Source organism: Pseudomonas sp. GD04091 (assembly GCF_029836165.1).
In the GTDB taxonomy this organism is placed as follows: domain Bacteria; phylum Pseudomonadota; class Gammaproteobacteria; order Pseudomonadales; family Pseudomonadaceae; genus Aquipseudomonas.
Map to the genome: position 1 here is coordinate 217,983 of NZ_JAOEBG010000002.1, position 15,780 is coordinate 233,762.

General features: G+C 65.8%; 15 protein-coding genes. 9 read left to right on the forward strand and 6 right to left on the reverse strand.

What is annotated here, in order from left to right; all coding sequences use genetic code 11:
• The first annotated feature begins 28 nt into the window (after nucleotides 1–28).
• Nucleotides 29–808 carry a TSUP family transporter gene (locus tag N7422_RS03995; protein ID WP_279805355.1) on the forward strand — a complete coding sequence of 260 codons (780 nt, stop codon included), beginning with the start codon at nucleotides 29–31 and terminating at the stop codon, nucleotides 806–808.
• Here N7422_RS03995 and nudC read toward each other — a convergent pair.
• Both nudC and N7422_RS04005 read right to left on the reverse strand, forming a co-directional pair.
• A complete protein-coding gene (gene nudC, locus N7422_RS04000; protein WP_279805356.1) occupies nucleotides 776–1,606 on the reverse strand; it encodes an NAD(+) diphosphatase in 831 nt (276 codons plus the stop codon). The genes N7422_RS03995 and nudC overlap by 33 nt on opposite strands.
• Nucleotides 1,607–1,640: 34 nt before the next feature.
• Nucleotides 1,641–2,453: a crotonase/enoyl-CoA hydratase family protein gene (locus tag N7422_RS04005; protein WP_279805357.1), complete on the reverse strand. Its 813-nt coding sequence runs from the start codon at nucleotides 2,451–2,453 to the stop codon at nucleotides 1,641–1,643.
• A 151-nt stretch (nucleotides 2,454–2,604) separates the two neighbouring features.
• Between N7422_RS04005 and nhaB the strand changes: the two genes are divergently transcribed.
• The 3 genes from nhaB (at nucleotide 2,605) to N7422_RS04020 (ending at nucleotide 5,844) form a co-directional block, all read left to right on the forward strand.
• On the forward strand, nucleotides 2,605–4,107 hold the full coding sequence (nhaB, locus tag N7422_RS04010; RefSeq protein WP_279805358.1) for a sodium/proton antiporter NhaB: 1,503 nt from the start codon (nucleotides 2,605–2,607) through the stop codon (nucleotides 4,105–4,107).
• 226 nt (nucleotides 4,108–4,333) lie between these two features.
• Complete coding sequence (locus N7422_RS04015; RefSeq protein ID WP_279805360.1) at nucleotides 4,334–4,948, forward strand: dihydrofolate reductase family protein; 615 nt, start codon at nucleotides 4,334–4,336, stop codon at nucleotides 4,946–4,948.
• A gap of 194 nt (nucleotides 4,949–5,142) precedes the next feature.
• Entirely contained in the window at nucleotides 5,143–5,844 is a 702-nt protein-coding gene (locus N7422_RS04020) for a YoaK family protein (protein WP_279805448.1), read from the forward strand.
• Nucleotides 5,845–5,850: 6 nt separating this feature from the next.
• On the opposite strand, the gene N7422_RS04025 is transcribed toward N7422_RS04020, so the two are convergent.
• Complete coding sequence (locus N7422_RS04025) at nucleotides 5,851–6,306, reverse strand: hypothetical protein (RefSeq protein WP_279805361.1); 456 nt, start codon at nucleotides 6,304–6,306, stop codon at nucleotides 5,851–5,853.
• A gap of 169 nt (nucleotides 6,307–6,475) precedes the next feature.
• Here N7422_RS04025 and N7422_RS04030 point away from each other — a divergent pair, with 169 nt between their 5' ends.
• The 3 genes from N7422_RS04030 (at nucleotide 6,476) to N7422_RS04040 (ending at nucleotide 7,847) form a co-directional block, all read left to right on the forward strand.
• On the forward strand, nucleotides 6,476–6,727 hold the full coding sequence (locus tag N7422_RS04030; protein WP_279805362.1) for a hypothetical protein: 252 nt from the start codon (nucleotides 6,476–6,478) through the stop codon (nucleotides 6,725–6,727).
• 73 nt (nucleotides 6,728–6,800) lie between these two features.
• Nucleotides 6,801–7,421 (forward strand): TetR/AcrR family transcriptional regulator, encoded by a 621-nt coding sequence (locus N7422_RS04035; protein ID WP_279805363.1) that lies wholly within the window; start codon nucleotides 6,801–6,803, stop codon nucleotides 7,419–7,421.
• Nucleotides 7,422–7,442: 21 nt separating this feature from the next.
• Nucleotides 7,443–7,847: a DUF4440 domain-containing protein gene (locus N7422_RS04040; RefSeq protein WP_279805365.1), complete on the forward strand. Its 405-nt coding sequence runs from the start codon at nucleotides 7,443–7,445 to the stop codon at nucleotides 7,845–7,847.
• A gap of 72 nt (nucleotides 7,848–7,919) precedes the next feature.
• Here N7422_RS04040 and preA read toward each other — a convergent pair whose 3' ends face one another.
• The 3 genes from preA to hydA form a co-directional block, all read right to left on the reverse strand.
• Nucleotides 7,920–9,194 carry an NAD-dependent dihydropyrimidine dehydrogenase subunit PreA gene (gene preA, locus N7422_RS04045; protein WP_279805367.1) on the reverse strand — a complete coding sequence of 425 codons (1,275 nt, stop codon included), beginning with the start codon at nucleotides 9,192–9,194 and terminating at the stop codon, nucleotides 7,920–7,922.
• Nucleotides 9,195–10,562, reverse strand: a complete 1,368-nt coding sequence (locus N7422_RS04050; RefSeq protein WP_279805369.1) for an NAD(P)-dependent oxidoreductase — start codon at nucleotides 10,560–10,562, stop codon at nucleotides 9,195–9,197.
• 205 nt (nucleotides 10,563–10,767) lie between these two features.
• The gene (gene hydA / locus N7422_RS04055; protein WP_279805370.1) at nucleotides 10,768–12,207 is read right to left on the reverse strand and encodes a dihydropyrimidinase; all 1,440 of its coding nucleotides are present in this window, start codon (nucleotides 12,205–12,207) and stop codon (nucleotides 10,768–10,770) included.
• A gap of 615 nt (nucleotides 12,208–12,822) precedes the next feature.
• Between hydA and N7422_RS04060 the strand changes: the two genes are divergently transcribed.
• Nucleotides 12,823–14,313, forward strand: a complete 1,491-nt coding sequence (locus tag N7422_RS04060; protein ID WP_279805372.1) for an NCS1 family nucleobase:cation symporter-1 — start codon at nucleotides 12,823–12,825, stop codon at nucleotides 14,311–14,313.
• Nucleotides 14,314–14,369: 56 nt separating this feature from the next.
• Nucleotides 14,370–15,656, forward strand: a complete 1,287-nt coding sequence (locus N7422_RS04065) for a Zn-dependent hydrolase (protein ID WP_279805373.1) — start codon at nucleotides 14,370–14,372, stop codon at nucleotides 15,654–15,656.
• Nucleotides 15,657–15,780 lie beyond the last annotated feature (124 nt).

Below are 15,780 nucleotides of genomic sequence, written 5' to 3' on the forward strand. Positions count from 1 at the left end.
ACCCCGCCCCTTCGCCAGCCAAAGCCCCATGCCCTTCGAACTCACCGTAGAACCGCTCACCCTGCTGATCCTCGCCCTGGTCGCCTTCGTCGCCGGTTTCATCGACGCCATCGCCGGCGGTGGCGGCCTGCTGACCACCCCGGCGCTGCTCACCGCCGGCATGCCACCGCACCTGGTGCTGGGCACCAACAAGCTCAGCTCCACCTTCGGCTCGGCCACCGCCGGTTTCACCTACTACCGACGCAAGCTGTTCCACCCGGCACAGTGGCGCCCGGCACTGTTCGGCACCCTGGTGGGCGCGCTGATCGGCGCGGTGGTCGCCCACTACATGCCGGCCGAGTGGCTGAACAAGATGCTGCCGGTGATCGTCTTCGCCTGTGGTGTCTACCTGCTGTTCGGCGGCACGCCCAAGGCGCCGCTGGACGCCGACATACCGATCAGGAAGAAATGGCAGTTCCCGCAAGGCTTCACCCTGGGTTTCTATGACGGCGTCGCCGGGCCCGGCACCGGCGCCTTCTGGACCGTGAGCACGCTGCTGCTCTACCCCATCGACCTGGTCCGCGCCAGCGGCGTGGCGCGCAGCATGAACTTCGTCAGCAACATCGCGGCGCTGACGGTGTTCATCATTTCCGGGCAGGTGGATTACATCGTCGGCCTGTGCATGGGCCTGTCGGTGATGGTCGGCGCCTTCTTCGGCGCCCGCACGGCGATCAGCGGCGGCAGCAAGTTCATCCGTCCGGTGTTCATCACCGTGGTGCTGGCGCTGACCATCCGCCTAGCGTGGCAACACTGGTTCGGCCAGGCCTAGCCTTCTGGCCACATAAAGATCGATCAGATACCGGGCGATCGAGCGCCCGGCCGGCAATGGCGGCAGGTCATGGACGCTGAACCACTGGGCGTCCTCGATCTCGTCTGGCTGCATGACGATCTCCCCACCCGCGTATTCGGCATGGAAGCCCAGCATCATCGAGTGCGGGAACGGCCAGCACTGGCTGCCGACGTACTGGATGTTCCTCACCTCCACCGCCACCTCTTCACGCACCTCGCGCACCAGGCAGTCCTCGGCCGACTCGCCCGGTTCGGCGAAACCTGCCAGGGTGCTGTACACCCCGGTGACGAAGCGTGGCGAGCGGGCCAGCAACACGTCGTCGCCGCGCGTGACCAGCACGATCATGCTCGGCGAGATGCGCGGGTAGCTGCGCAGGTCGCAGGGCTGGCAGTACATCGCCCGCTCCCAATGGATCTGCGTCATCGGCTGGCCGCAACTGCCGCAGAAGCGGTGCTCGCAGGCCCAGGTGCCGATCTGCGCGGCGTAGCCGAGCACCTTGTAGGTATCGAAATCGCCCTCGAGCATGAACCGGCGCAACCCCTGCCAGCCGCAACCCGCTACCTCGCTGGCACTGCGCAGCTCCAGCAGGAACACCGGCTGGCCGTCGAAATGGCCGATGCCGTGCTCGCACAGCACGTCCAGGTCCTGGCGCTTGAGCCAGTCGCGGGGGAACAGCGCGCCGTTGGCGTCCACCAGGAACCCTTCCGGGCTGCGGGCGACGACCAGCCCCCCGGGGATCTGCGGGTCGAGTACTGCGGTTGTCCAGCGTGCTGACATGGTTCGGGTTCCTGAGAGGCGCCCGCCAACCCGGTCAGTCGGCGAACGTCGGTTGCTGTTTGCTCATGTGCGCGGCCACGGCCACCCGCAGGTCTTCGGACTGCAGCATGGCGGCGTTCCAGGTGGCGATGTAGTCCAGGCCATCGTCGATGCGATGGTCACGCATGTAGCTGATCATTTCCTTGGTGCCGGCCACGGCGACCGGGGATTTTGCGGCAATCTCGCGGGCGATGGCAAAGACTCCGTCGAGCAACGCCGCCTGGTCATCATAGACACGGTTGACCAGGCCGATGCGCAGCGCCTCCTGGGCATCGACCTTGCGCCCGGTGTAGGCCAGCTCGCGCATGATGCCGTCGCCGATGATGCGCGGCAAACGTTGCAGGGTGCCGACATCGGCGGCCATGCCCATGTCGATCTCCTTGATCGAGAACTGCGCATCAGCGGCGCAGTAGCGCATGTCGCAGGCCGAGACCAGATCGATGGCTCCCCCGATGCAGTAGCCCTGGATCGCCGCCAGCACTGGCTTGCGGCAGTTGTCCACGACGGTGAACGAACGTTGCAGGCGCTGGATGGTACGGCGCAGCAGGCGCGCGTTGCGCCCGACGTCCTTGCCCAGCTGCTGCGCCAGGGCAGCCAGCATCATCAGGTCGATACCGGAAGAGAAGTGCTTGCCGGCACCGCTGATGACCACCGCGCGCACCGCGTCGGTGTCGTCGATCCACTGGAAGATCTCGACGATCTCCTCCCAGAAGGCGGCGTTCATCGCGTTGATCTTTTCCGGGCGGTTGATCTGCACGTGGGCGATGTTGTCGGTCAGTTCGACCTTGAACGCGGTGTAGTCGGTCACGGACGGCACTCCATTGGGGAAAGGGTTCACAACGCAGGATCTTAGCGCACCCGCAAGGCCGCACATGTGCCAAAAGCGGGACTGGATACCTTGCACCGCGCGCGACGATGGGGCACCGTGCGCGACTGCTGAATCAAAAGGATACAAATTCATGTCCCGTTCCCTGACCGGCGCCCTCGCCCACGGCTTCCTGGGCCAGTCGCCGCGTTGGTACAAGGCTGTCATCTGCCTGTTCCTGCTCCTCAACCCGTTGCTGCTGGCGACCCTCGGCCCGGTGGTCACCGGATGGGCGCTGGTGATCCAGTTCATCTTCACCTTGGGGATGGCGCTCAAGTGCTACCCACTGATGCCCGGCGGCCTGCTGCTGGTCGAGGCGCTGCTGCTGCGCATGACCACGCCCGAGGCGCTGTACCAGGAGCTGCAGCACAACTTCCCGGTGATCCTGCTGCTGATGTTCATGGTCGCCGGCATTCACTTCATGAAGGAGCTGCTGCTGTTCCTGTTCTCGCGGATCCTCCTGGGCGTGCGCTCCAAGGCCGTGCTGAGCCTGCTGTTCTGCGTGCTGTCGGCGTTCCTGTCGGCGTTCCTCGACGCCCTGACCGTGACGGCGGTGATCATCAGCGCGGCGGTGGGCTTCTATGCCGTCTACCACCGTGTCGCCTCGGGCACCAATCCCCGCGAGGAGTCTGCGCTGGACAGCGACCATCAGGTCGAACAATTGCACCGCGATGACCTCGACCAGTTCCGCGCCTTCCTGCGCGGCCTGCTGATGCACGGGGCGGTCGGCACGGCGCTGGGTGGCGTCTGCACCCTGGTGGGCGAGCCGCAGAACCTGCTGATCGGCCATGAGATGGGTTGGCACTTCGCCGATTTCTTCAGCAAGGTCGCTCCCGTGTCGATGCCGGTGCTGGCAGCAGGCCTGGTGACCTGCGTGCTGCTGGAGAAGCTGCGGCTGTTCGGCTACGGCACGCTGATGCCCGAACGCGTGCGCCAGGTGCTGGCCGCCTACGCCGCCGAGGACGATGCCGCGCGCACATCGGCACAGCGCGTCGCCCTGCTGGTGCAAGGCCTGGCCGCGCTGATCCTGATCGTCTGCCTGGGCCTGCACATCGCCGAGGTGGGCCTGATCGGCCTGCTGGTGATCGTGCTGATCACCGCCTTCACCGGCATCACCGACGAGCACCGCCTGGGGCGCGCCTTCCAGGATGCCATGCCGTTCACCGCGTTGCTGGTGGTGTTCTTTGCCGTGGTCGCGGTGATCCATGAACAGCAGCTGTTCAGCCCGCTGATCGCCTGGGTGCTGGCGCTGCCGAGCGAGCAGCAGCCAGGCATGCTCTACCTGGCCAACGGCCTGCTGTCGGCGATCAGCGACAACGTGTTCGTCGCCACCATCTACATCACCGAGGTCAAGCAGGCGTTCCTCGATGGCGCGATGAGCCGCGAGCATTTCGAGACCCTGGCGGTGGCGATCAACACCGGCACCAACCTGCCCAGCGTGGCCACGCCCAACGGCCAGGCGGCGTTCCTGTTCCTGCTGACCTCGGCGATCGCGCCGCTGATCCGGCTTTCCTACGGGCGCATGGTGTGGATGGCGCTGCCCTATACCGTGGTCATGGGGGGCCTGGGCTGGTGGGCGGTGACCTACTGGCTGTAGCTGGGACCTGTGGGAGCGGCTGCAGCCGCACACCGGCCAAGCCGGTGCCATCCACCGCGTTGGATGCTTCGCGGGTAAACCCGCTCCCACAGACAGCGCGCCCCTGCGCAGCTGTCTCTCCTCAGGTGCGCACGCTCGTCGAACCCTGACTATCGTTCAGCACGGCTGTCGATTTTCCCCTGTCCCAATCGACTACCCAGCACACCCACCCGAGGAGGTTCACCCCATGCGCAAGCTCATCGTCGCCGCCTTCATCACCCTCGACGGCGTCATGCAGGCCCCTGGCGGGCCGGGGGAAGACACCAGCGGCGGCTTCACCCACGGCGGCTGGATTCCTCCGTTGGCCGACGAGGCCTTCGGCCAGGCCATGCAGGCATTGTTCAGTCAGCCGTTCGAACTGCTGCTGGGACGGCGTACCTACGATATCTTCGCTGGGTTCTGGCCCAACGTCGGTCCCGAGGCACCGGATCGCCCACTGGCCGACCTGTTCAACGGTGTGGCCAAGCATGTCGCCACCCATCGTCCGGAGTCCATCGACTGGCACAACAGCCACGTCCTGGGGGCCGACGTAGCGGCTGCGGTCCACGCGCTCAAGCAACAGCAAGGGCCGGCGCTGCTGACCCAGGGCAGTGGCGAGCTGGTACGCCAGTTGCTGGCGGCCGGGCTGGTGGACGAACTGCGCCTGCTGATCCACCCCTTGCTGCTGGGTCGCGGCAAGCGCCTGTTCGGTGACGATGCGCAGGCGGCGACGTTCGAGCTGGTGGAGTCGGCCGCCACTCCCAAAGGCGTGCTGCTGGCGCACTATGTGCGCAGTGGCCGGGTGCTGACAGGGTCATTTTGAACGACATCAGCAGCTCAGGCATGATTCAGCCACACCCGATCCAGGCCCAGGACTGGCCCCTTTACCGCGACTTGTGTCTGCAAGCATTGCTGGACTCCCCCGACGCGTTCGGCAGTACCCATGCGACGGAAGTGGCGAGCACAGGGCCATGATCCGGGTATAAGATCGAGGCCCCTGTGCCAGAGATCCCCGCCATGCTGCCCACTGCCGCCTCCCAACACAGTGCTCGACGCACCAAGCTGCAGGCCTTGCGTGGCCGCGTCGGCCTCGGGCTGGTGGCAGGGCTGTCGGTGCTGGCCGGCATGACCGACGCCATCGGGCTGCTGGCCCTGGGCGATTTCGTCTCGTTCATGAGCGGCAACACCACGCGCCTTGCGGTGGCGATCAGCCAGGTCGACCTGGCGCTGATCCTGCGCCTGGCCGTGGCAATTTTCAGTTTCGTCCTCGGCAATGCCCTGGGCGTGCTGCTGGCACGACTGTCGCGCCGCCGCGCCGCGCCATTGCTGCTGATCGTCGCCGCCCTGCTCGCCTTCGCCGCTGGCTGGCCCACGGGCGCCACGTTCCCGGCGCTGATAGCGGCGACTCTCGCCATGGGCATGCTCAACGCCGTGGTCGAGCACGTGAACGGCCTACCCATCGGCTTGACCTACGTCACCGGCGCGCTATCGCGCTTCGGTCGTGGTCTGGGGCGCTGGATGCTGGGGGAACGACGGCATGGCTGGCGGGTCCAGCTGGTACCTTGGACGGGCATGCTGCTGGGCGCGGCGCTGGGGGCCTGGCTGCAGCAACGGTTCGGTCTGCTGGCGCTGTCGGCCAGTTGCGGCCTGGCTTGTATCTTGGCGCTGCTGACGCGGTTCATCCCGCGGGCCTGGCAACTGGGCTACATGCCGCGCTGAGCCCGTTCAGCGTGACAGCGGCCCGCAGTGCATCACGCTGTTGCACACCAGTAGCTGGGCAAGCGCAAACCCCACCACGCTACCGCAAAAGCCCAGCCCGGCGACCTGCCATGGCAGGCTGCCCCTGGCCCGCCGAGGTATCAGCCAGGCTGTCGCCGCCAAGCCTGCCAACAACCCAGGGGCGGAAAAAACATGCCCCAGCCCCAGCAACCCATCGGGATGCAAGCGCCCGCCTTGCAGGCGCAGGTAGGCCAGCAGCGTCGCCGCTACCGCCGCCGTAGCGCCGGTGATGAACAGGGCTGGAGCGCGCAGCGCCAGGCTGGCCATCAGCACCATCGCGTACAATCCCATCACATACCAACCGCCAAGGTACAGCGGATAGCCCAGCGTGGCACCTGACAGCCAGAGCGCCACCATGATCAAAGCGGAAAACACCAGGTCTTCCCTGAGCCCCATCGACATGTCCACTCCCTGCCTCCAGACCTGACGCTGATCAGTCTAGCCAGCGGCACGCCAACGGCCGCCTCGATAGTCACTATCGAGCACGACAATTTCTAATGCCCGGCCACGCCCAATAACCTTGATTCATCGATTCGATGCCGACGAATCCCCGAATCACGGACTGCCCGCCATGAACATCATCAACCGCCTGCTGTTCGCTGCCCTGACCGCCGTTGCCATCGCCGTGCTGAGCGGCTGTGCCACTCACCCCGAACTGCGGCCCTACACCGCCGAGGAAACCCGCCAGCTGCAGCTCGAAGCGCTGCAGCGCCAGGGGTTGAGCCATGCAGAGTACGAACGCCGCAGGCTCGCAGTGTTGCGCGCAGGCCAAGAGCAGGTGGTGACGGATTCCGCCAGCAACGCCGGCTCCACCCGCGGCTGATCGCGGCAAAGGCTTTACCCCGGCGCTTGCAAAGCTGTTAGCCTTGCCCTGTTCAGGTCACCACGGACAGCCCATGGCCAACCACAAGATCGAGATCCGCCGGCGCAACGTCGAGAAGATCCTCCATGCCGCCGAGCAGGTGTTCGCCGAGAAAGGCTACGGCGCCACCTCCATGGGCGATATCGCCGAACTGGCGCAACTGCCGCGCTCCAACCTGCATTACTACTTCAACACCAAGGACGACTTGTATCGCGCCGTGCTGCAGGACCTGCTGGACGTGTGGAAGCAGGACGCGCTGTGCTTCGAGCGCTTCGACGACCCACGGGTGGTGCTGACCAGCTACATTCGCGCCAAGATGGGCCACTCGCGCTCGCGCCCCCTCGGTTCGAAGATCTGGGCCGAAGAGATCCTGCACGGCGCGCCGCTGCTCGGTGCCAGCCTGGACGACACCCTGGTGCCCTGGGCACAGCTCAAGCAAGCGAAGATCCGCAGTTGGGTCGAGGACCAGCGCATCCTGCCGGTGGAGCCTTCGGCGCTGCTGTACATGATCTGGGCGGCGACCCAGCACTACGCCGACTTCGGCTACCAGGTGACGCTGCTCAACGACGGCCAACCGCTATCGGATCTGGCCTTCGAAAGTGCCGTACAGACGGTGACCAGTGTCATCCTGCGCGGGATCGGCCTCGAACCCTGACTTCCTCTGCAAGGACTTGCCATGCAACACACCCCTGCCGAACGCGCCGAGCGCAGCGTTCATCATGTCCATGAACTGATTCACGCCGTTTTCACCGGGCCTGCGACCGACACGACCCAACAGCTGGATGAACTACTCGCCGCGTTCGCCGAAGACTTCAGCATGGTCGGCACGGCGGGCAAGGTCGTCGATCGCGCACAAGTGGAGCAGTTGTTCAGGGGGATCGCGGGAACGCGTTGCGGACTTGAAATTGTCGTCGACGAGGTGCGGGTGGTGTGGCAGGCCGGGGCCAACGTGGCGCTGCGCTACCGGGAAACCCATCGCCTGGCGGGCCAGCAGACGCGGCGCTGGTCGCTGGCGATCATCGAATGCACGGGCACGGGGGTGATGTGGCACTGCCTGCAAGAAACACCGATCGGCGACTGAGCATCGCGGGGCAAGTCCGCTCCCACGTGCATTCCTGCTGGCGTGGAAGCGGGCTTGCCCGCGATGATCGCCTCAACCAGCCTCGCGATAGGGATTGCGCGGATCCTGAGTCCAGTTCAGGTAGGGCTTGCCAGTGTCCTGGGCGAGCATGTCGATGCAGCCCTCCACCGGGCAGGTGATCTGGCACAGGTTGCAACCCACGCACTCGTCCTCGATCACGCTGTAGCGGTGCGTGCCATCGGCCTTCAGCGTGCTGGCGATGGCCTGGTGCGAGGTGTCCTCGCAGGCGATATGACAGCGCCCGCAACCGATGCAGGCGTCCTGGTCGATCTGCGCCACCGACTTGTAGTTGATGTCCAGGTACTTCCAGTCGGTGGTATGCCCCACGGCCTGGCCGCGGAACGCCTCGAGGCTGGGGTGACCCTGCTGGTCCATCCAGCGCGCCAGGCCATCCTTCATGTCCTCGACGATGCGAAAGCCATGCAGCATCGCCGCGGTACACACCTGTACCGCGCCGCTGCCCAGGGCGATGAACTCGGCGGCGTCGCGCCAGGTGCCGATGCCGCCGATGCCGCAGATCGGCAGGCCGCGAGTCTCGGGATCGCGAGCGATCTCCGCGACCATGTTCAAGGCGATGGGCTTGACCGCCGAACCGCAGTAACCACCATGGGTGCTCTGGTCGCCGACGATCGGGTGGGCGACCATGCGGTCCAGATCGACGCTGGTGATCGAGTTGATGGTGTTGATCAGCGATACCGCGTCCGCGCCGCCGCGATGCGCCGCCCGCGCCGACTGGCGGATGTCGGTGATGTTGGGGGTGAGCTTGACGATCACCGGCAGCGAGCAATGCATCTTGCACCAGCGGGTGACCATTTCCACATACTCCGGCACCTGGCCGACGGCGGCACCCATGCCGCGCTCGGGCATGCCGTGAGGGCAGCCGAAGTTGAGTTCGATGCCGTCGGCACCGGTGGCCTCCACCAGCGGCAGAATGAACTTCCAGGATTCCTCCACGCACGGCACCATCAACGACACCACCAGCGCCCGGTCGGGCCAGTCCCTCTTCACCTGGGTGATTTCGCGCAGATTGATCTCCAGTGAGCGGTCGGTGATCAGCTCGATGTTGTTGATGCCCTGTACCTGGCGGTTGGCGCCGTAGTGCGCCGAGTAGCGCGACGACACGTTGACTGCCGCCGGGTCCTCGCCCAGGGTCTTCCACACCACCCCGCCCCAGCCGGCCTCGAAGGCGCGGACTACGTTGTAGGCCTTGTCGGTGGGCGGCGCGGAGGCCAGCCAGAACGGATTGGGTGCCTTGATGCCGGCGAATTCGATGGACAGGTCGGCCATTTACGCAGCCTCCACGTTGAGCATGAGTTGGGCATGGATGGCTTCGGCGGCCAGCTTGCCGTGTTGCACGGCCTGGACCGTGAGGTCCTGGCCCAGGGCGGTGCAGTCGCCGCCGGCGTAGATGCCCGGCACGCTGGTCTGCAGGCGCGCGTCGACACGGATGCGTTCGCCATCGCGGGCCAGTTGCGCCGCCAGCGGGTCGCCGAGGCTTGCATCGTCGAAGCGCTGGCCGATGGCCTTGAAGATCGCGTCGGCAGCCAGCTCGAAGGCCTCGCCGGTATCGTGCAGGCGCCCATCGACCAGGTGCGTGCGCACGAAACGCATGCCACGCACCCGACCGGCGTCATCGAGCAGCACCGCATCGGGCCGCGCCCAGGTGTGCAGGCGCACCTGGTTCTGCTTGGCGATCTCCTGTTCATGACCGGTGGCGCCCATGTCGGCGTGCCCACGGCGGTACACCAGGTTGACGTCGCGGGCACCGAGTCGACTCATCTGCACGGCCATGTCGATGGCGGTGTTGCCGGCACCGATCACCAGGCAGCGATCAGCCAGCGGCAACCGGAGCAGATCGTCGGCCTGGCGCAGTTCACGGATGTACTCGGTGGCGGCCAGCAGGCCCGGCGCGTCTTCATCTGCCAGGCCCAGCTGGCGCACGGCGTCAAGGCCCAGGCCGAGGAACACCGCGTCGAACTGGGCGTGCAGTTCGCCCAGCGAGAGGTTGCCGCCCAGGCGCTGGCCATGGCGGATCTCGATACCGCCGATGCCCAGCAGGAATGCCACTTCGCGCTGGGCGTAGTCGTCCACCAATTTGTAGCGGGCGATGCCGTATTCGTTGAGGCCACCGGCCTTGTCCCGCGCCTCGAAGATCACCACGTCATGGCCGTGCATGGCCAGGCGGTGCGCGCAGGACAGGCCGGCGGGCCCGGCGCCGACCACGGCGATGCGCTTGCCGCTGGCCGGCGAGCGCTGGAACGGATGTTCGGTGAATCCGGCATGGTCCAGGGCGTAGCGTTGCAGCTGGCCGATCAGCACGGGCGCGCACTCCTGGGCGTTGTTGCGCACGCAGGCCTGCTGACAGAGGATTTCGGTCGGGCAGACCCGCGCGCAACTGCCGCCGAGGATGTTGGCCGAGAGAATGCGCTCGGCGGCGCCTTGCAGATTCTCGTCGCTGATGCGGTGAATGAACGAGGGAATGTCGATCTCGCTGGGACACGCATTGACGCAAGGTGCGTCGTAGCAATACAGGCAGCGGGCACTTTCGACGGCGGCCTGGCGGGCGGTGAGCGGGGGCGCGAGGTCGCCGAAGGCCTCGGCCAGCTGGTCGGCGCCGGCCCGGGGGCGCGGCAAGTGGTTCAGGGCGTCGATCACGGTTGTAGCCTCTCTTTTTTTATTGAACACGATGCTGGTCAGGCATCGGTCCGTTCTGGGGATGGCAGTCAACAGGTGCATGTGTGTTGTTATCAGGGGGCGCGTTGCGCCCCTTTCGCGACACAAGGCCGCTCCCACAGCCACAGCGCCGATCCCTGTGGGAGCGGCCTTGCGTCGCGATGGGCTGCAAAGCAGCCCCAAGGCCTCAGCGCGGAACCGGTGTCGGCCTCGATTGCTCGGCCCGACGCTCCAGCACCTCGTACACCGACGGATACGCCGGCCGCTCCACATAACGGCCCGCGCCCGGCTCGGCGCGCAGGTCGCCGTCGGCCCAGAGCACCTTGCCCTGGCTGATGGTGTGGCTGGGAATACCGCGCACGGTACGGCCCTCGAAGATGTTGAAATCGACCCGCTGGTGATGGGTCTGGGCGCTGATGGTGCGCGTACCCTGCGAGTCCCACAGCACCAGGTCGGCGTCGGCGCCGACGCGGATGGCGCCCTTGCGCGGGAACAGGTTGAAGATCTTCGCGGTGTTGGTCGACGTCAGCGCGACGAACTCGTGCATCGACAGGCGGCCGCTGTTCACCCCGGCATCCCACAACACCGCCATGCGGTCCTCGATACCGGCGGTGCCGTTGGGGATACGGCTGAAATCGTTGCGGCCCATGGCCTTTTGCTCGGCGCAGAAGCAGCAGTGGTCGGTGGCCGTGGTGTGCAGGTTGCCTGACTGCAGGCCGCGCCACAGCGCCTCCTGGTGCTCGCGCGGGCGGAACGGCGGGCTCATCACGTAACCGGCGGCGGTGGCCCAGTCCGGATCGCGGTAGACGCTGTCGTCTAGCAGCAGGTGGCCCGGCAGCACCTCGCCGTACACCGGCTGGCCCTTGGCCCGCGCATAGGTGATCTCATCCAGTGCCTCGCGGCTGGAGACATGCACCAGGTACAGCGGCGTGCCCAGCGTCTCGGCGATGCGGATGGCGCGGCTGGCGGCCTCCCCTTCGACCTGGGACGGGCGCGACAGCGGATGCGCCTCCGGCCCGGTCAGGCCCTGGGCGAGCAGCTTCTGCTGCAGGTGATAGACCAGCTCGCCGTTCTCCGCGTGCACCGTCGGCACCGCGCCCAGCTGCAGACAGCGCTCGAAGCTTGCGACCAGGGTGTCGTCGGCGGCCATGATCGCGTTCTTGTAGGCCATGAAATGCTTGAAGCTGTTCACCCCATGCTTGGCCACCAGCTCGCCCATTTCCTCGGCGACCTGCTCGCTCCACCAGGTAATGGCGACATGGAAGCCGTAGTCGGACGCGCTTTTCTGCGCCCAGCCACGCCAAGTGTGGAAGGCTTCGAGCAGGGACTGCCGAGGATTGGGGATGACGAAGTCGATGATCGAGGTGGTGCCTCCGGCAAGGCCTGCGGCAGTGCCGCTGAAGAAGTCCTCGCTGGCCACGGTGCCCATGAACGGCAATTGCATGTGGGTGTGCGGGTCGATGCCGCCCGGCATCAGGTACTGGCCACTGCCGTCGAGGACTTCACAATCGGTGGGGGTTTCCAGGTCACTGCCGATGGCGCGGATCAGGCCATCGACACACAGGACATCTGCACGGTAGCTCTCTTCATGGGTAACCACGGTGGCGCCACGGATCAACAGGGACATGCCGTTTTCCTCGCAGGCTGACCGGTCTTCTGGCCGGTTCTTGGAATTGTGCTTGGCCAGGCGCGGGAGGAAACGCTTCAATCCTGTCAGGCCTGACAAGAATCGAGGCTAGTATCTGTTCGGATATTGATCAAGAAAAAATATATGCAAATACAAAATTTAATAAATCATTGATTAATAACGAATATTTACCTAAATCACCAAAATGAGACACCCTTTCACCATTTTGACGCACTTGACAGGAAGCCAAATTGGTCAAGATTTTCTACGCAAAATCAGCTGTTTGAATCCAGGCAGGATGGCGCAGGCCGCGCCGGTGATTTTCCGGGGTGCACCCGTTTGAACCACACGGGTGTCGGACCTGCCAGACCAACGGCGCAAGACAGGGTTCACCGTGCCCTGCCCTGAAAACGATGAATGCTTTTGCAAGTCAGTGAGTTACCTCCGGTCGGCGGCGGCCCGCCGGGAAAGCGCGAGCTTTCCCGGCACGTTTGTTGAAAACGCAGGCCACAACCGCCTGGCCGGACCGGAGGTGCAGTACTGGTGGTATGCGTGTACTCCGGCCATCGCGTCAGCCCGATGAGCGACAACTACAAGAAAAACCTGGAGAACCCCATGCAACAGAGCAGATCGCAAGTGGTCGAGCAGCAGGGTCTGTTCGAGCTCGACGCCGGCAGCGACGTCCTCGACAGCCCTCGTTACAACCACGACATCGCCCCGACCAAGGTGCACCAGCGCACCTGGAACAAGTGGCACATCACCGCGCTGTGGGTGGGCATGTCCATCTGCGTGCCCACCTACACGCTCGGCGGCGTGCTCACCGCCTACTTCGGCCTGAGCGTGGGCGAGGCGCTGCTGGCGATACTGCTGGCCAACCTCATCGTGCTCATCCCACTGACCCTCAACGCGTTTCCCGGCACCAAGTACGGCATTCCCTTTCCGGTGCTGCTGCGCTCATCGTTCGGCATCCTCGGCTCCAATGTGCCGTGCCTGATCCGCGCCGTGGTGGCCTGCGGCTGGTTCGGCATCCAGACGATGTTCGGCGGCCTGGCCATCCACCTGTTCCTCGGCTCGCTGTTCCCCGAGTGGAAGGCGCTGGGCGGCACCGGCGAGGTGATCGGCTTCCTGCTGTTCTGGTCGCTGAACCTGTGGGTGGTGCTGCGCGGCGCCGAATCGATCAAATGGCTCGAGACGCTGTCGGCGCCGCTGCTGGTAGCGGTCGGTTTCGGCCTGCTGTTCTGGGCGCTGCCGCACATGTCGATGAGCGAACTGCTGGCCCAGCCGCCCAAGCGTCCCGAAGGCGCCAGCGTGGTCGGCTACTTCTGCGCAGGGCTCACCGCCATGGTCGGTTTCTGGGCCACCCTGTCGCTGAACATCCCCGACTTCAGCCGCTACGCGAAAAGCCAGAAGGACCAGATCCTCGGGCAGATCTTCGGCCTGCCGCTGACCATGTTCCTGTTCGCCTCGCTGGGCGTGATCATGACCGCTGCGTCCGCCTCGCTGGTAGGCCAGACGGTGTCCGATCCGGTGAGCCTGATCGGTCATATCCAGAGCCCGGGCTGGGTGGCCCTGGCCATGGCGCTGATCATCATCGCCACGTTGTCGACCAACACCGCGGCCAACATCGTCTCGCCCACCAACGACTTCCAGAATATCGCCCCGCGCCTGATCGGGCGCAGTCGTGCGGTGTGGCTGACCGGCTTCATCGGCCTGGCGCTGATGAGCCACGAACTGCTCAAGAAGCTCGGCTGGATCGTCTCCGACCTGAGCCTGGAGAGTGTCTACTCCAACTGGCTGCTGGGCTATTCCAGCCTGCTCGGGCCGATCGCCGGGATCATGGTGGTGGACTACTTCCTGGTCCGTCGCCAGTTCCTCGACCTGGCCGGGCTGTACCGCGACGACGTCTATCCGGCCTGGAACTGGGCCGGGTTCGTCGCCTTCGGCGTACCGGTGGCACTGACCGTGATGGCCATCGGCAACAGCAGTTTCAGCTGGTTCTACGACTACGGCTGGTTCACCGGCTCGCTGCTCGGCGGCGGGCTCTACTACGCCCTGGGTGGCGTGGCGGTGCGCGGGCCGGCGCGCCTGGCCAAGCCGTTGCCCTGATGCGCCTTGGCCGGCAAACCACCCTCAAAGAAGAACAAAGCCCTGAGGAGACACCCATGACCACCCCCGCCAAACAGATCCTGCAATCCACCCATCGCCACATCGACAGCGCCCGCCTGTGGCAATCGCTGATGGAGTTGGCGCGCCTCGGCGCCACGCCCAAGGGCGGTGTCTGCCGCCTGGCCCTGACCGACCTCGACCGCCAGGCCCGCGACCTGTTCGTGCAATGGTGCGAGGCCGCCGGCTGCAGCGTCAGCATCGACGCGGTGGGCAACATCTTCGCCCGTCGCCCGGGGCGCAACGCCAAGCTGCCGCCGGTGATGACCGGCAGCCATATCGACACCCAGCCCACCGGCGGCAAGTTCGACGGCTGTTTCGGCGTGATGGCCGGCCTGGAGGTGATCCGCACCCTCAACGACCTGGGCGTGGAAACCGAGGCAGCGCTGGAGGTGGTGGTGTGGACCAACGAGGAAGGCTCGCGTTTCGCCCCGTGCATGATGGGGTCGGGCGTGTTCGCCGGAAAATTCACCCTTGAACAGACCCTGGCCAAGCGCGACGCCCAAGGGGTGAGCGTCGGCGAAGCACTGCACGCCATCGGCTACGCCGGTGACCGCGCCGTGCTCGGCCATCCGGTGGGCGCCTATTTCGAGGCGCATATCGAACAGGGCCCGATCCTCGAAGATCAGCACAAGACCATCGGCGTGGTGCTCGGTGCCCTCGGCCAGAAATGGTTCGACCTGACCCTGCGCGGGGTCGAGGCCCATGCCGGCCCCACGCCGATGCACCTGCGCAAGGACGCTCTGGTCGGCGCCGCCGCCGTGGTCGAGGCGGTCAACCGCGCCGCCCTCGCCCACCAGCCCCACGCCTGCGGCACGGTCGGCTGCCTGCAGGCCTATCCCGGCTCGCGTAACGTGATCCCCGGCGAAGTGCGCATGACCCTGGACTTCCGCCACCTGGAAGGCGAGCGGCTGGACGCGATGATCACCGAAGTGCGGCAGGTGATCGAAACCACGGCCGCGAAACACGGGTTGGCCTACGAACTGATTCCCACCGCCGATTTCCCGGCCTTGTACTTCGACGAGGGCTGTGTCGAGGCGGTACGCGATTCGGCACGCAACCTGGGCCTGACGCACATGGACATCGTCAGCGGCGCTGGACATGACGCGATCTTCCTCGCCGAGCTGGGCCCGGCCGGGATGATCTTCGTGCCGTGCGAGGGTGGGATTAGCCACAACGAGATCGAGAATGCCGCGCCGGAAGACCTCGCGGCCGGCTGCGCGGTGCTGTTGCGGGCGATGCTGGCGGCGTCGGAGGCGATCGCCAACGGGCGGTTGGCGGCCTGATGCCCAGGATGCGCAGCTGGTGGAAGCCGCTGCGCAGAGCGCGCTGCGTGGGAGCGGGCTTGCCCCGCGATGCAGGCGACAAGGTGCATGGCACCGGCGGTGCCGGTGTTCGCGAGGCAAGCCC

Bases quoted from the DNA above. Each gene is read 5' to 3' on its own strand.
- N7422_RS03995 (WP_279805355.1), top strand. From the start codon at position 29: ATGCCCTTCGAACTCACCGTAGAACCGCTCACCCTGCTGATCCTCGCC.
- nudC (WP_279805356.1), bottom strand. From the start codon at position 1,606: ATGTCAGCACGCTGGACAACCGCAGTACTCGACCCGCAGATCCCCGGG.
- nhaB (WP_279805358.1), top strand. From the start codon at position 2,605: ATGTCCCGTTCCCTGACCGGCGCCCTCGCCCACGGCTTCCTGGGCCAG.
- N7422_RS04015 (WP_279805360.1), top strand. From the start codon at position 4,334: ATGCGCAAGCTCATCGTCGCCGCCTTCATCACCCTCGACGGCGTCATG.
- N7422_RS04020 (WP_279805448.1), top strand. From the start codon at position 5,143: ATGCTGCCCACTGCCGCCTCCCAACACAGTGCTCGACGCACCAAGCTG.
- N7422_RS04025 (WP_279805361.1), bottom strand. From the start codon at position 6,306: ATGTCGATGGGGCTCAGGGAAGACCTGGTGTTTTCCGCTTTGATCATG.
- N7422_RS04030 (WP_279805362.1), top strand. From the start codon at position 6,476: ATGAACATCATCAACCGCCTGCTGTTCGCTGCCCTGACCGCCGTTGCC.
- N7422_RS04035 (WP_279805363.1), top strand. From the start codon at position 6,801: ATGGCCAACCACAAGATCGAGATCCGCCGGCGCAACGTCGAGAAGATC.
- N7422_RS04040 (WP_279805365.1), top strand. From the start codon at position 7,443: ATGCAACACACCCCTGCCGAACGCGCCGAGCGCAGCGTTCATCATGTC.
- preA (WP_279805367.1), bottom strand. From the start codon at position 9,194: ATGGCCGACCTGTCCATCGAATTCGCCGGCATCAAGGCACCCAATCCG.
- hydA (WP_279805370.1), bottom strand. From the start codon at position 12,207: ATGTCCCTGTTGATCCGTGGCGCCACCGTGGTTACCCATGAAGAGAGC.
- N7422_RS04060 (WP_279805372.1), top strand. From the start codon at position 12,823: ATGCAACAGAGCAGATCGCAAGTGGTCGAGCAGCAGGGTCTGTTCGAG.
- N7422_RS04065 (WP_279805373.1), top strand. From the start codon at position 14,370: ATGACCACCCCCGCCAAACAGATCCTGCAATCCACCCATCGCCACATC.